Below are 13,220 nucleotides of genomic sequence, written 5' to 3'. Positions count from 1 at the left end.
GGTGCTGGAGGGCACCGGTGGGACGACGGGGAGTCTACCGGGTCGGGGGCGGGTGGGTTGAATCGATTTCGTCGGAGCGCGACGAGGTTGTCATCGGGTCTGGATCGATTGAGGGTTGACCAATGTCGCAGGACTGTCTGAGACTGTTGGGGTGCTCGGTCTGTTCTGTTGGTGGCGGGCGGGCAATGACGCGAGCCGGAGGTGGGCCATGGCCGGGATTCCCCTGGTCGGTCAGGTGGTTCGGGCCGCCGCCGACCCACGGGAAGCGTGCCGAGCGTTCGACTCCGGAGATGTCGACCCCGTGGTCGCCTCTGGTGCGGAGCCGACCTCCGCCGGGCGTCGGCCCCTGGCGTGAGGTCGGCTTCTGCCAAAGGGTGCGCCCTTTTGGGGGTCGTGTTCGGAGTAGCCGCTGGTATCGACCAGCGCCAGGCCGGGCGGTCAGAACCCGCCGTCGAAGCCGCCCCCATCGAACCCGCCGCCGTCGAAACCCCCACCGTCGAACCCGCCACCCGAGTCGTACCCACCTTGATCGTCGGAGTACCCGCCCTGATCGCCGGGGTCGTAGCCCTGATCCCCACCCGCTGCGTCGAGGGCATCCTGATATCCCTCGCCGTAACCGCTTTCGAACCCCTGCACGTCATACCCGACGCCGGACATTCCGGAGAACAGTGAGGAGAACAGCAGCGCCGAACCCAAACCCCAAGCGCCGCCGATCAATGCGGGCCGCCACCATGGCTCGGAGTACCAGCCCGCGGGTACCGGCCGCCCGGCGACGCGTCCGCCCGGATAGTAATTCGGCGTTTCCGAGGAGGGATTCGGCGAAGCGGCGACCTCGCGGCCCTCGTATTCGACGACTCGCTTCTCGGTGACTCGCCCGGCGGTGTCCTGCCCTTCCAGCGCCGGAATCACCGGGCCCGGATCCATCAACATCGCAGTGCGCGCCGCGCGGATGTAGTACATGCCCTCGACCGCGGTCTGCTTCGCCAGCCGCGCTTGGGCGGGCGTGCGGGCTTGCTCGATTTGGGAGCCGGCCGCGATATGCCGCTCCGAGGCGTCGGCGAGTGCCTGCTCAGCCGCCTCGTTGCTACCGGTGAGGTTGTAGACCTGACCTGCGAGTCGCTCGATCATCTGCCTGGCGTCGGCGGCCGCATCGTCGAACTCCCGTGCCGCGCGCTGTTTGCTCTGTTGCGTCAGATAGATGACGTAGGCCGCCGCGAGCAGGATGACAACGCCGATCAGTACCCACAGCATCGCTCGCGCCCCTTTCGTCATCGATCCAGATCGCCCCGAGTTTACTGGGGGCTTGCTGAGACTCGGCTGAGCTTCGCGGCGGGCGGTGACCCGCCGTGTCTATTGTCCGGCGACCGCCGGGTGATGACCAGACGTCGGATCTGGTCGGTGTCCTCGAAAATCTGCATGACCTGGGACTCGCGCATACGTCGCGCGCGCCGAATTCACGGCGGCGGCCATATCGGCAAGCGCGAAACCGAGGCCCTGGTGGTGGATGATGTGGCGGCCGAAAGCCTCGCGTTCCCTGGCATAGGCGATGACTTCGTCGAGGGCGCGCTGAGCGGGGCTAGTCGCGACCGCAGTGCTGCGGCGACCTGAGTTCAGAGTGCTGAATGCGATCGAAAGTCATTGTCCCGCAACGCCTATCATGTTTCGCGGGATCCGCGATGGCCCGACAGCGCCGCGCGGCCGCATCGGATCCGGCATGCGCTTCGGAAAAGTCGCAGGCGCCGATGGTTTCCGCGCCGTCCTTGTCGGATCGGGTGTGTCCAATTGGACACAGCTTGCCGCCCAAATCGGGCACAGCACTCGCGCGCGAGGAAATGGCAGGTCCGCAATCAGTGGAAATTGAACTGCGCTGTGCGAAACTTGGCCCCGCCACAGCTGACCATCCTCACCCTCGGAGGACTGTCCATGAAGAATTCTGTTGCGCCACTGGAAATACCCGAACCGCTGGTCATAACGCTCGGAAATCTCAAAGGCGGCGTCGGCAAGACGACATCAGCGTTTTTCTTGGCCTCATATTTCGCGCAGGTCCACGAATTGCGTGTGCTCGTCATCGACGCCGATCCGCTCAGTCAGACCGGATATTCCTGGTATCGGCGGCTGCTCAGGGGCGGGATCGAGGTGCCGTTCAAGCTGATCGCCTTCCCGTCCCGGCATGTCGACGACTGTATTACCGACAATGCCGGGAAATTCGATGTGATCATCGTCGATGCCGGTGGCGAGTCGGCCGAGATATTCAAGGCCGCGATACCGCAGAGCGATGAGCTGATTCTGTTGACCAGCGTCAGCCCATCGGAGGTCAAGCGGGTGCCGAGTACCTATAAGGCCGCCGAGGAGGCCGCGGCGGATAGCGGCCGCGAGATCCGGGTGCGAGTATTGATGACCAAGGTGCCGGTGACGATGAAGAACGGCGTGAATGTCTCGACCGAATACCGCACGCAGCGCGGAAATCTGGAGGATGCGGGCTATGACGTATTCGAATCCTATTTGAGCGCGTGGAAGTGGTACCGGGAGGCGGCCGACGGGGAGGTCGGTGAGGGCGCCGAGAATCCGATCATGGATCTCGGTGAATACCGGCAGGTCGGCGAGGAGCTGGTGAGTCCGTACCGGGTCGCGGTGGAGGTGCCCGCCTGATGCCTCCACAACGCAGAAAGGGTTCCATCGGTAAAGGCTCGATCGGCGGCGCGAATCCGCTGGCGGACAGTGCCGAGCACACGCCGCCGGTATCCCCGCTGCGGGATGCCGAGTGGCGAACGGGTCCGCTGAGCGCGGCGTCGCTGGAGGTGATCGCGCCGGCGGTCGAGGCGAATGTATTGACGATGCCGCTGCCCGCGCCGAACGAAACCGCATTGGACGGGCCGCTCGACGATCGCGAACAGGCGCAGTTGACCGCCTGCGAATCCTCGATCGACGGCCTGCGGGTCGCCTTCTGGTCGGCCGGGCGCGCGCTGCAAATCGTGCGCGACGGTCGGCTCTACCGGGATCGGCACGCGAGCTTCGACGATTATGTGGAGCAGCGCTGGGATATGCAGCGGTCATACGCGCACAAGTTGATTCGGGCCTGGCCGCTCGCCGCCAAATTGCATCCGGTCGCCCCCGCGATCAATGAGGGACAGGTTCGCGAACTGCTGCCGGTGGCCGCCCAGCACGGCGAAGACGCGGCGGTCACCGTGTACACCACGATCGCCGGTGTCGACGATGTGAAGGTCACCGCGGGCAAACTCCGCGAGGCCGTCGCGCTGCTGCCCGAGCGGTTCGACAAGGGCGAGGTGGTCGAATTGCTGCAGGCCTGGCTGCGCGGGGAGTTGCGGGACCAATCGAGTGAGCGCGCCGTCGATCTGTTCGCGGCGGTGGAATCGCGGTTCGCGGCGCTGACGCGACGAGTTGTCAAGGGCTCGAACAATGATCCGGCGGCGGCGCGCGAATTCGCCGCGAAACTACGAACTCTCGCCGAACAGATCGAAGAACAGATCATCGCCTGAGTCATTTCGATGCCGGAATGTCCCGCTGCGGAAGCGATTCTGCTGCGGGACATTTCCGTTTAGTTACACTTTTGTTATCGTCAATGCGCGTGTCGTGTCGCATAATTGGCGCGGGTTGCGCGAAACATGGCGCACGGATCCGCTGGACTAAAGATCACCGTGATGGTTTTCGAATTCATTCGAGGTCTTGGTGAAGTCCTGAACGCCAATGCAGTTCGGCGTCGACGGCCAGCCAGGAACTTCGATACGAGCATCGGAGGACCGGATCATGGCATCAACTACGGAGGGTCGATATTCTCGTTTCCTGCGGCGCGCGCTCCCATGGGCCGTCGGCGCGGGAGTCGTCGCAGGCGCGGCCATCGTCGCGACACTGCTCGCAGGAGGTCAGGCGTCAGCGCAACCGCTGACCATTCCGGGGGTCGGGACATTCGAAGTCCCGGATCAGATTTCGATTCCCAGCATTCCCGCGGTAGCGGATTCCGGCGCACCTTCGGAAATCACGCCAGCTGAAGTTCCGGGGAAGGAACTTTCGGCACCACGCGCGGTTCCCGGTGCGGAACTCGATGTGCCCCTCGGGGTCCCGAGTAATGAGCTTTCGATTCCACCGACGATTCCGGGCGCAAAGTTCTCCGCGCCCCTCGCGTTTTTGAATATCGAGCGTTCGGCACTTCCATTGATTTCCACTATTGAGGTTGCTCCTTCGTGTGCTGCGCCGGTCGCGGTGCAGGGCAGGGAACTTTCGGCGCCGCTGACTGCTCCGGGTCTCGCACTTGCGGTGCCCTTGCGGGCTCTGGGTGTCGAGCGTTCTGCGCTTCCGCTGATTCCTGCGGTTGAGAATTACATTGCTCCCTTGGGTGCGGCGCCGGTCGTGGCGCAGGGCAAGGAACTTTCGGCGCCGCTGACTGCTCCGGGTCTCGCACTTGCGGTGCCCTTGCGGGCTCTGGGTGTCGAGCGTTCTGCGCTTCCGCTGATTCCTGCGGTTGAGAATTACATTGCTCCCTTGGGTGCGGCGCCGGTCGTGGCGCAGGGCAAGGAACTTTCGGCGCCGCTGACTGCTCCGGGTCTCGCACTTGCGGTGCCCTTGCGGGCTCTGGGTATCGAGCGTTCGGAACTCCCGCTGATTCCCGCGGTCGAGTATCCGGTCGCTGTCCCGGAGTTCGCGCCGGTCGAGGTCCGCGGGAAGGAACTTTCGATTCCGCTGGGGGTTCCGGGTGCGCAAATCTCGATACCCGTCGGGGTGCTCGGGTTGGAGCGGTCTGCTCCGCTCGCGATACCCGGCGCGGAGCGGTCCGCGCCGCAGACGGGGCGCTCACTGCCCGTGGTGATTCCGTGGGGCGAACGTTCGGCTCCGGAGGCCGGGCGATCGGCGCCCGGCTCAGCCCCCGGTGCCGAGCCGCCTGCACTCGCGACGATTCCGGGGACCGGGATTACGCTGCCCGCGGATATGTTCCGCAGTGAAATCGCGTACCTCAGCAGTGTTCTCGGCATCAAGCCGCCCGCCTCGCCGCCCGTGGTGGCGCCGCAACGCACGCACGGTGAGATCGCGGTCGACGCGGCACGCGCCAAGGTCGGCACCGGATACAGCATGGGCGCGACGGGGCCGGATGTCTTCGACTGCTCCGGGCTGGTGCAGTGGTCGTATAAGCAGGCCGGGGTGAAGGTGCCGCGGACCAGCTATGAGCAGCTGTCCGCGGGCACCCCGGTCGCCCAGGACGAGCTCGAACCCGGTGACGTGGTGTCCTTCTACAACGGCAGCCACTCGGCCCTCTATGCCGGTGACGGCAAGGTCATCCACGCTTCGACCTATGGAACCGGCGTGATCATGTCGCCGATGTCCTCGATGCCCTACGCGGGCGCCCGTCGGTACTGATCGCGACGAGTCACACCGACTGAACCGATGAGCTGGAGCGGACCGGTCTGCCGACGGCCGTGCAGGGATGTCGCCGTCGGGCCGGTCCGAAGGGACCGTTTCATCTGACGCACTATAGTTCTATTATCTGCGTATGAATGCAGATAACGAGCCGCTGCGGCTGCCGATTGCGGAGGACCAGGTCGGGCTGGTCGTCGAGGTCTTCCGCATGCTGGCCGACTCGACTCGCGTACAGATCCTGTGGGCGCTGGTCGACCGGGAGCTCTCGGTCAATGATCTGGCCGGTCACATCGGCAAACCCGGCCCCTCGGTATCGCAACACCTGGCCAAGCTGCGCATGGCTCGTCTGGTCCGGACCCGCCGCGCTGGAACCACCATCTTCTACAACCTGGAGAACGAACACGTCCGCCAGCTGGTCGTGGATGCGGTGTACAACGCCGAACATTCGGGCCCCGGCGTACCTGCGCATCACCGCGGCGAAGGTTTCGTACACGAACTGCCTGCTCGCGATCAGGCGGTGGCGGAATGAGTCACGAGCGCAATCCTGAACGCTGGCAGAACATTTCGCGTGGTCACCACCACGGGCATTCGCATGGTGCGGACCACGATCATGAGCACGGACATTCGCGCGGTCCGGACCACGAGCACGACCACGATCATGCGCACGACCACGGTGTGCACCACGACCACGACCATCCGGGTGGACTGCGCGGTGCGCTGCGCGAGATCTTCGTACCGCACAGCCACGACGCCGCCGACAGCATCGACGGTGCGCTGGAGTCCAGCGCCGTCGGCATCCGCGCGGTGAAGATCAGCCTGGCGGTGCTCGGGCTGACCGCCGTGCTCCAGGTATTGATCGTGCTGGTTTCCGGTTCGGTCGCGTTGGCGGCGGACACCATTCACAACTTCTCCGATGCGCTGACCGCGGTGCCGCTGTGGATCGCCTTCGCGCTCGGGCGGCGGGCGGCGACGCGCCGCTATACCTATGGGTTCGGGCGGGCCGAGGATCTGGCCGGGTTGTTCGTGGTCGGGATGATCACGTTGTCCGCGATCATCGCCGGGTACGAGGCGGTGCGCAGGCTGATCGATCCGGTGCAGATCCAGCATCTGAGTTGGGTTGCGGCAGCGGGACTCATCGGATTTGTCGGCAACGAGACGGTCGCGCTGTACCGGATCAGGGTCGGGCGGCGGATCGGCTCGGCGGCACTGGTGGCCGACGGATTGCATGCGCGAACGGACGGATTCACCTCATTGGCGGTGCTGATCGGTGCGGGTGGCGTCGCGCTCGGGTTCCCGCTTGCCGATCCCATAGTCGGACTGCTGATTACGATCGCGATTCTCGCCGTGCTGCGCACCGCCGCGCGAGATGTCTTCCGTCGCTTGATGGATGGCGTCGAGCCCGCCCTGGTGAGCACCGCCGAGCTGGCGTTGGTCGCCGAACCCGGTGTGCTCGGCGTGCGCAGCCTTCGAATGCGCTGGATCGGTCACCGCCTGCATGCCGATGTCGAGCTGGATGTCGCCCCGAGCATCACCCTGGCCGACGCCCACCGCCTGGCCCACGGCGCCGAGCACACCCTCACCCACGCTGTGCCCAAACTCGACAGCGCCCTCGTCCATGCCTACCCCGCTCACTCCGCGGTCTGACTTGCCGTCGAGCGTCGTCGGATGGCGGTTCTCGGGCACCTGGGGCCGCCATTCGACTCGCTTCGCAATCGCGGCCCAGGTGGTCAACTGATGGCACCCGCCTGCTGATGGGATCGGCTATGGGCCCTTCTGTGCGCCCTACTCTTGGGTAGCATCCCCGGTGTGATGTGGCTCATGGTCGGCAGGCTGCCGTAGCCACCATAGAAAAAGGAGTACCGATGTTGAGCACCATGCAGGACGAGCCGTTGTCGCTGGCGACGTTGCTGCGCTACGCATCGACGTTCATGGGCGATTCCACCGTCTCGACCTGGACCGGCACCGGCGTACGCACCATGACCTACCGTGAGCTCGGCACCGAATCGGCACGCTTGGCAAATGCGTTGCGCGCCTTGGGGATTGGTGAAGGCGATCGGGTCGGCACCTTCATGTGGAACAACAACGAGCATATGGTCGCCTATATCGCGGTACCCGCGATGGGTGCGGTGCTGCACGCGCTCAATATCCGGCTCTTCCCGGAGCAACTCGTCTTCGTGGCCGATCACGCCGAGGACCAGGTGGTGATCGTCGACGGCACGCTGGTGCCGATGTTCGCCCAGTACCTGCCCAATCTGAAGACCGTCCGCCACGTCATCGTGGCCAATGGCGATGCCGCCGCGCTGCAGGCACCCGAGGGTGTCCAGGTGCACTCGTATGCCGAACTGCTCGCCGCGCAGCCGGATACCTTCGACTTCCCGGTGATCGACGAACGATCTGCTGCCGCAATGTGTTACACCTCCGGCACCACCGGTGACCCCAAGGGTGTGGTGTATTCGCACCGCTCCAACTGGTTGCACGCCATGCAGGTGTGCCAGCCGACCAGCATGGGCTTCTCCAACCGCGACTATGTGCTCGCCATCGTCCCGCTGTTCCATGCCAATGCCTGGGGCCTGCCGTACGCGGCGCTGATGTCGGGCGCGAATGTCCTGATGCCCGACCGTTTCCTGCAGCCGGGTCCGCTGCTGGAAATGATGGCCACCGAGCAGCCGACCTTCGCCGCGGCCGTCCCGACCATCTGGGGTGGCGTACTCGCCGGGCTGGCCGCGAAGCCGCAGGACATCTCGCATCTGCGGTCGGTGGTCGTGGGCGGTTCGGCGGTGCCGCCGTCGATGATGCGCGCCTTCCAGGAAAAGCATGGCGTGCGCATCCTGCACGCCTGGGGTATGACCGAGACCTCCCCGCTCGGCAGCGTCGCGCATCCGCCCGCCGGGGTAGAGGGTGAGGACGAGTGGGAGTACCGCTTCACCCAGGGCCGTTTCCCGGCGAGTGTGCAGGCCCGCTTGGTCGGCGATAACGGCACCGTGGTCGCCAATGACGGAGAGTCGCTGGGCGAGTTGGAAGTTCGCGGTCCCTGGATCACCGGGTCGTATTACGCCCCGGACGGCGCGGTGATCGATCCCGACAAGTTCGACAACGGCTGGCTGCGTACCGGCGATGTCGGCAAGATCAGCCCGGACGGCTACCTCACCCTGGTCGACCGCTCCAAGGACGTCATCAAGTCCGGCGGCGAATGGATCTCCTCGGTCGATCTGGAGAACGCGGTCATGGGGCACCCGGCCGTCGCCGAGGCCGCGGTCATCGGTGTGCCGGACGAGAAGTGGGACGAGCGCCCGCTGGTCGCGATCGTGCTCGCCGATGGTACCGAGGCCAAACCGGAGGAACTGCGCGACTTCCTCGCCGACAAATTCGCCAAATGGCAACTGCCGGAACGGTGGACCTTCATCGCGGAGGTCCCCAAGACCAGCGTCGGCAAATTCGACAAGAAGCGCCTGCGCGCCCAGTACGCCGATGGCGACCTCACGGTCACCACGCTGTCCTAGGACGACAAACCCCGCGTCACCACTTCAGCATCGGCAGTGGTGACGTGGGGTGCGTCCGGATTCGCTTGGCGGCCAGTTGGATCAACCGGCGGTGGAAGCCTTTGTCGGGGTATCGCTTCGCCAGTTCGCGGTAGGTGGAGCGCGGTATCCCGAAGCGTCCGAGCAGGCCGTATTCGACATCGATCGCATCGGCTCGGCGGAAGATCTCGATCGGGTCGGTGGCTGGACCCGCGGATCGGATCTTGTGGTGCTCGTCGATCATTGCTACGACCAGGTCGGCCAAGTCGGCGCGGTCGATCTGGTCGAGCCACTGCAGTGCGAGGTCGGCGGAGGGCGCCAGGTAGTCGAAGGTGCCTGCGGTCCAGATCCCCAGGTCGTGAAAGGCCGCGGCGGTGCGGAACTCCTCGCGGGTGCTCGGCAGGCTGCCCGAACCGCTGTTGAGCAGATCGCACAGCTCCAGCACGCGCAGCGCATGGTTGGTGTACGCACCGCGATCCGAGCCGAGTTGCGGCAGCCAGGGCTGCAGCCGCCGATCGATCTCGTCGCGAAGATCGTTGCCGCTCATGCTCGCTCACACTACGCGCGACCCCGGCGCGGCCGGGAAATCCGTGCCGCGCCGGGGTTTCGCGATGCCGATCAGCAGTTGCGGAGTTCGGGGCTCTGGTTCAGCAGTTGGGCGCGAGTCCCGATGAAGGTGGTGTAGGTTTCGCCGCCGACGGCGGCGATCGGGAAGGCGGCTACGCGGTGGCAGTTCTGGAAGGCGAGCTTCACGTTGAAATGGCGTTCCAGGCCGCTGCGGATGGCGTCGGAGGCCATGGCGCGCAGCAGTTGTCCACGGGCCACCTCGTCGGGTGGCGCGACGACATTGTCGGCGAATTCGGCTGTGCCGGAATGCAGCTCACCGGCCACCCGGCTGACGACCTCCCAGGCATACGGGAGCGAGACTCGCACGACCTCGACGAAGTCGGCGTCGTCGACCTCGCCGCGTTCGGCGCGTTCGAGTAGGGCGGTGGGAACATCGAGGGACATAGCGCTCTCCTGACCTGGATGGCTGTTGCGATGCCCCTCGATTCTAAACGGAAACTGTTGTCAACAAGACTGGATTCGTCCCGAAAGTGCTGTGGTCAGCGCGGTTTTCGCATCAGCAGCCAGGGTGCGGACCAGTTCACCGGCGGGTAGCTCGGGTGCCAGCGTGTGGGTCTGGCCAGCCCACATGTTCACATCGTCCGGATTGCCCGCCGCTCGTGCCGCGGCCCGCAACGGCGCTGTGGCGTAATGGATTTCCGGATAGGCGGCCGGTGCTGTCGCGGAGTGTTCATCCATGAACCGATTACGCAGGCCGCGCGCCCGGCGGCCGGTGAAGGCGCGGGTCAGCATGGTCGGGGTGTCGGCGCCCAGTGCGGCGCGGTGTACCGGATTGGTGCCCGCTTCCGGCGAGCGCAGGAAGACGGTCCCGAGTTGCACGGCCGCCGCGCCGGCCGCGAGTGCTGCCGCGATGCCTGCCCCCGTGGTGATGCCGCCGGTGGCCACGATCGGCCGGTCGACGGTCGCGTTGAGGATCTGCAGCAGCGCGAGCAACGTGAGCGGATCGGTGGCGTCATCCGCGACGCGATCGATGAAGGTGGCGCGATGCCCACCCGCCTCCGCGCCCTGGGCGATCAGAACATCGGCCCCCGCCTCGACCGCGATGCGGCCCTCGGCGGCCGAGGTGACCGTCACCCAGACTTCCGAACCGGCCTCGTGCAACCGGGCCACCTCGGCGGCGTTCGGGCAGCCGAAGGTGAAGGTGACCACCGCGACCGGCGCATCGATGAGCAACTCGAGCTTGGCGTCCCATTCGTCTGTGTCGTACTTCGGCACGCCGACCTCGTGGGTGCGCCCCAACTCGGCGAGGTAGTCGGCGAAATCCTCGGGCGCGGCGGCGGGGCCCGGGGTGAAGAGGTTGACGCCGAACGGCGCGGTGGTCAGTTCGCGGGTGGCCGCGAGTCGTGCCGCGGTATCGGTCGCGGTCAGGTATCCGGCGGCCAGCAGGCCGAGGCCGCCCGCCGCGGAGACCGCCGCGGTCAACTCCGGCGTGGACGGCCCGCCCGCCATCGGCGCAAGCACGATCGGAACGCTCAACTCGTCGAGGATCACGGGTTCAGTGTGGCGCATAGGTCGCCGCTAGCGACTGCTTGCAGGTCGCTCGAAAGGGTCAGCTTCGTGATGCCGACCCGCACGTCTGACCAGGCCTTAAACCGTGACTTCGGCCGAGAAGGTTGCGGAATGGTCACGACGGGGTAGAGTTCCCGTCACAACGGATGCCGAAACGTTACAAAACTTCGGAAGCCATTGAGTCACTGTAGGTCGAGCGCAAGGACCAGCTTTGTCGCAGCATCGGGTAGGCCCCAGTTCCATCACCGTCATGAGCCTCATCGGCGACGGCATTGCGGGTCGGCCGACGCGGCATCGCGCCGAGCCGTCGACCACCGACCGGGTGAAGATCGCGGCCGGTGTCGCCGTCGCGACCGGCGCCCTCATCGGCACCGCAGCCCAGGTCGCGCCTGCCATTGCCGCCCCGCTCCTGCCGGGTGCGCACGACGGGGACGAGGAAGCCGCCGCGCCCATCACGTTCAAGGGCACGGCGGAATTACCTGTCGAAGAGGCCAAGGCCGCGGCCCCGGTCGCCGAAGCCGCGCAAGCCGTCACTGCCACTCCGGTGGCCGCGCCGATCGCGGACGCGGTGGCCAATCCGTTCGGCATCAGCAATCTGCCGCCGGAGATCGCGGGCCCGCTGGCCCAGGTCGAACAGATCCTCAAGGGCGCGCAGCAGCAGTTCGCCCCGGCCCCCGCGGTGCGTCCGGTCGCCGGTGAGATCAGCTCCGGATTCGGTTCCCGCTGGGGCGAATTCCACTACGGCCTCGACTTCGCCGATCAGCTCGGCGCGCCGATCCACTCGGTGAGCAGCGGCACTGTCATCGAGGCGGGCCCGGCCTCCGGCTTCGGCCTGTGGGTGCGGATCCAGCAGGACGACGGCACCATTGCGGTCTACGGCCACGTCAACGAGATGTTCGTGCACGCCGGGCAGCATGTGAACGCGGGCGATGTCATCGCCACCGTCGGCAACCGCGGCAATTCGACCGGACCGCATCTGCACCTGGAGATCTGGGATCAGGGCGGCAACAAGGTCGACCCGATGCCGTACTTGGCAGCCAAGGGTGTCCCGCTGCAGTGGGGCCCGTCGGCGCACTGATTTTCTTGCCCGGCTTGATATTCCGACGGGGTCCCCGTGGGGACCGTACGGTCGTTAGGCTCAGGCGATGACTGCGCTGGGCGATATCTTCGAGCCTGGATCACCGCATGGCCGGACATACGCCGTGCTGGTGCATCATCCGCGATCCAGCCTGGGTGAGGTCGCCGAATATCTGGGCGTCTCGAAGGAGAACGCCGCCGCATCGCTGGAGGTATTGACCGACCTGCAGGCCGCCGTCAGTCAGCTGTCCGCCGACGGTGAGGCCATCTGGGATGCGCACGCCCCCGAATCGCTGTCCGAGGCCGAGGCGCGGCGCAGGCAGCACGAGATCAACCAGATGCACGCCGCGGCCGCGCGACTGAGCGAGACGTTCCGATCGGTGCGCCGCTCACCGCGCACCAATGGCGCGATCGTGCCGGTCTTCGAACGCCTGGAGATGCTCGCGGATTTCGAGGAGGTCCAGACATCGGCCCGCAACACGGTCAAGGTGATCGAACGCGGTCCCTATCTCAGCGATCCGGAACGCGAGCGACAGCTGTTCCTGCTCAAGCGCTCTCGGATCGGTGACGGCATCCGCTACCAGACGCTATATCAGGACACTATTTACCAGGATGCGGAAAGGTTGCGGCACGCGCTGTCCACCAATGCCAGTGGGGCGCAGGCGCGCACTCTGCCTGAGCCGCCGTTCAAGCTGATCATCAGTGATGACGAGCGCGCGAGCCTGGTCCTGCACGCGGACGAGCGCCGCCCGGATCCGATGGGTCTGCGCATTACCGGATCGCCCGGATTGCGGTTGCTGGTCAAGACCTTCGATGTGCTGTGGTCGCTCGCGGCGCCGATTTCGGTGAACCCGGCCGTCGACGAACTCGACGAGCGGGATAAGGCGATTCTGACCCTGATGGGCCTGGGTGCGACCGATGACACCATCGCTCGCCGACTCGGCATGTCCCGCCGAACCGTGGTCCGGCGCACGGCGCGGTTGCTGGAGCGGCTCGGTGCGAGCACCCGGTTCCAGGCGGGCGTACAGGCGACGAGGCGAGGATGGCTATAGCTCGAGCAAGTGAACGCTCGAGTGGACAACATGGGACGAATGCTGAACGATCAGTGTCCCGGGATGTTTG

Annotated in this window: 13 protein-coding genes and 1 pseudogene; 9 read left to right on the top strand and 5 right to left on the bottom strand. The window is 65.9% G+C overall.

All coding sequences use genetic code 11. The features are described 5' to 3' along the window. The first annotated feature begins 208 nt into the window (after nt 1-208). On the top strand, nt 209-355 hold the full coding sequence (locus ACQPZ2_RS40755; protein WP_433523230.1) for a hypothetical protein: 147 nt from the start codon (nt 209-211) through the stop codon (nt 353-355). A gap of 83 nt (nt 356-438) precedes the next feature. Here ACQPZ2_RS40755 and ACQPZ2_RS40750 read toward each other — a convergent pair whose 3' ends face one another. Then, nucleotides 439-1,251: a DUF1542 domain-containing protein gene (locus ACQPZ2_RS40750; RefSeq protein WP_433523229.1), complete on the bottom strand. Its 813-nt coding sequence runs from the start codon at nt 1,249-1,251 to the stop codon at nt 439-441. A gap of 183 nt (nt 1,252-1,434) precedes the next feature. Continuing rightward, nucleotides 1,435-1,635, bottom strand: a pseudogene (locus ACQPZ2_RS40745) (acyl-CoA dehydrogenase family protein); the annotation flags it as partial. 288 nt (nt 1,636-1,923) lie between these two features. Between ACQPZ2_RS40745 and ACQPZ2_RS40740 the strand changes: the two are divergent. The 6 genes from ACQPZ2_RS40740 to ACQPZ2_RS40715 all read left to right on the top strand — a co-directional run bounded on the left by ACQPZ2_RS40740 (nt 1,924) and on the right by ACQPZ2_RS40715 (nt 8,867). Further along, complete coding sequence (locus tag ACQPZ2_RS40740) at nt 1,924-2,649, top strand: ParA family protein (RefSeq protein ID WP_397056203.1); 726 nt, start codon at nt 1,924-1,926, stop codon at nt 2,647-2,649. After that, a complete protein-coding gene (locus ACQPZ2_RS40735) occupies nt 2,649-3,497 on the top strand; it encodes a hypothetical protein (protein ID WP_433523228.1) in 849 nt (282 codons plus the stop codon). The genes ACQPZ2_RS40740 and ACQPZ2_RS40735 overlap by 1 nt, the downstream gene beginning before the upstream one ends. Nucleotides 3,498-3,765: 268 nt before the next feature. Then, complete coding sequence (locus tag ACQPZ2_RS40730) at nt 3,766-5,367, top strand: NlpC/P60 family protein (protein ID WP_433523227.1); 1,602 nt, start codon at nt 3,766-3,768, stop codon at nt 5,365-5,367. Between the two features lie 133 nt (nt 5,368-5,500). Beyond that, complete coding sequence (locus ACQPZ2_RS40725) at nt 5,501-5,896, top strand: ArsR/SmtB family transcription factor (RefSeq protein WP_433523226.1); 396 nt, start codon at nt 5,501-5,503, stop codon at nt 5,894-5,896. Next, nucleotides 5,893-7,011 carry a cation diffusion facilitator family transporter gene (locus ACQPZ2_RS40720; RefSeq protein WP_433523225.1) on the top strand — a complete coding sequence of 373 codons (1,119 nt, stop codon included), beginning with the start codon at nt 5,893-5,895 and terminating at the stop codon, nt 7,009-7,011. Before ACQPZ2_RS40725 ends, ACQPZ2_RS40720 begins: the two co-directional genes overlap by 4 nt. A 218-nt stretch (nt 7,012-7,229) precedes the next feature. Continuing rightward, nucleotides 7,230-8,867, top strand: coding sequence for a long-chain fatty acid--CoA ligase (locus tag ACQPZ2_RS40715; RefSeq protein ID WP_433523224.1), 1,638 nt, complete (start codon nt 7,230-7,232; stop codon nt 8,865-8,867). Nucleotides 8,868-8,883: 16 nt separating this feature from the next. Here ACQPZ2_RS40715 and ACQPZ2_RS40710 read toward each other — a convergent pair whose 3' ends face one another. The 3 genes from ACQPZ2_RS40710 to ACQPZ2_RS40700 form a co-directional block, all read right to left on the bottom strand. Further along, a complete protein-coding gene (locus tag ACQPZ2_RS40710; protein ID WP_433523223.1) occupies nt 8,884-9,432 on the bottom strand; it encodes an HD domain-containing protein in 549 nt (182 codons plus the stop codon). A gap of 71 nt (nt 9,433-9,503) precedes the next feature. Next, complete coding sequence (locus tag ACQPZ2_RS40705; RefSeq protein ID WP_433523222.1) at nt 9,504-9,896, bottom strand: SCO5389 family protein; 393 nt, start codon at nt 9,894-9,896, stop codon at nt 9,504-9,506. 60 nt (nt 9,897-9,956) lie between these two features. Continuing rightward, nucleotides 9,957-11,003: an NAD(P)H-dependent flavin oxidoreductase gene (locus ACQPZ2_RS40700; protein WP_433523221.1), complete on the bottom strand. Its 1,047-nt coding sequence runs from the start codon at nt 11,001-11,003 to the stop codon at nt 9,957-9,959. Between the two features lie 268 nt (nt 11,004-11,271). On the opposite strand from ACQPZ2_RS40700, the gene ACQPZ2_RS40695 reads away from it, so the two are divergent. Together ACQPZ2_RS40695 and ACQPZ2_RS40690 are read left to right on the top strand one after the other, a co-directional pair. Next, complete coding sequence (locus ACQPZ2_RS40695) at nt 11,272-12,099, top strand: M23 family metallopeptidase (RefSeq protein WP_433523220.1); 828 nt, start codon at nt 11,272-11,274, stop codon at nt 12,097-12,099. Nucleotides 12,100-12,166: 67 nt separating this feature from the next. Continuing rightward, nucleotides 12,167-13,150: a DNA-binding response regulator gene (locus tag ACQPZ2_RS40690; RefSeq protein ID WP_433523219.1), complete on the top strand. Its 984-nt coding sequence runs from the start codon at nt 12,167-12,169 to the stop codon at nt 13,148-13,150. Nucleotides 13,151-13,220 lie beyond the last annotated feature (70 nt).

The sequence above is a fragment of the Nocardia pseudovaccinii genome (assembly GCF_050942345.1).
Taxonomy (GTDB): Bacteria; Actinomycetota; Actinomycetes; order Mycobacteriales; family Mycobacteriaceae; genus Nocardia; species Nocardia pseudovaccinii.
The sequence above is the reverse complement of the archived record's forward strand: the minus strand, read 5'-3'. Positions and strand labels throughout refer to the sequence as shown.

What these genes read in the sequence shown, in the direction of transcription:
- ACQPZ2_RS40750 (WP_433523229.1), bottom strand. Translation starts at nt 1,251, where the DNA reads ATGCTGTGGGTACTGATCGGCGTTGTCATCCTGCTCGCGGCGGCCTAC.
- ACQPZ2_RS40755 (WP_433523230.1), top strand. Translation starts at nt 209, where the DNA reads ATGGCCGGGATTCCCCTGGTCGGTCAGGTGGTTCGGGCCGCCGCCGAC.
- ACQPZ2_RS40740 (WP_397056203.1), top strand. Translation starts at nt 1,924, where the DNA reads ATGAAGAATTCTGTTGCGCCACTGGAAATACCCGAACCGCTGGTCATA.
- ACQPZ2_RS40710 (WP_433523223.1), bottom strand. Translation starts at nt 9,432, where the DNA reads ATGAGCGGCAACGATCTTCGCGACGAGATCGATCGGCGGCTGCAGCCC.
- ACQPZ2_RS40720 (WP_433523225.1), top strand. Translation starts at nt 5,893, where the DNA reads ATGAGTCACGAGCGCAATCCTGAACGCTGGCAGAACATTTCGCGTGGT.
- ACQPZ2_RS40735 (WP_433523228.1), top strand. Translation starts at nt 2,649, where the DNA reads ATGCCTCCACAACGCAGAAAGGGTTCCATCGGTAAAGGCTCGATCGGC.
- ACQPZ2_RS40705 (WP_433523222.1), bottom strand. Translation starts at nt 9,896, where the DNA reads ATGTCCCTCGATGTTCCCACCGCCCTACTCGAACGCGCCGAACGCGGC.
- ACQPZ2_RS40695 (WP_433523220.1), top strand. Translation starts at nt 11,272, where the DNA reads ATGAGCCTCATCGGCGACGGCATTGCGGGTCGGCCGACGCGGCATCGC.
- ACQPZ2_RS40725 (WP_433523226.1), top strand. Translation starts at nt 5,501, where the DNA reads ATGAATGCAGATAACGAGCCGCTGCGGCTGCCGATTGCGGAGGACCAG.
- ACQPZ2_RS40730 (WP_433523227.1), top strand. Translation starts at nt 3,766, where the DNA reads ATGGCATCAACTACGGAGGGTCGATATTCTCGTTTCCTGCGGCGCGCG.
- ACQPZ2_RS40715 (WP_433523224.1), top strand. Translation starts at nt 7,230, where the DNA reads ATGTTGAGCACCATGCAGGACGAGCCGTTGTCGCTGGCGACGTTGCTG.
- ACQPZ2_RS40690 (WP_433523219.1), top strand. Translation starts at nt 12,167, where the DNA reads ATGACTGCGCTGGGCGATATCTTCGAGCCTGGATCACCGCATGGCCGG.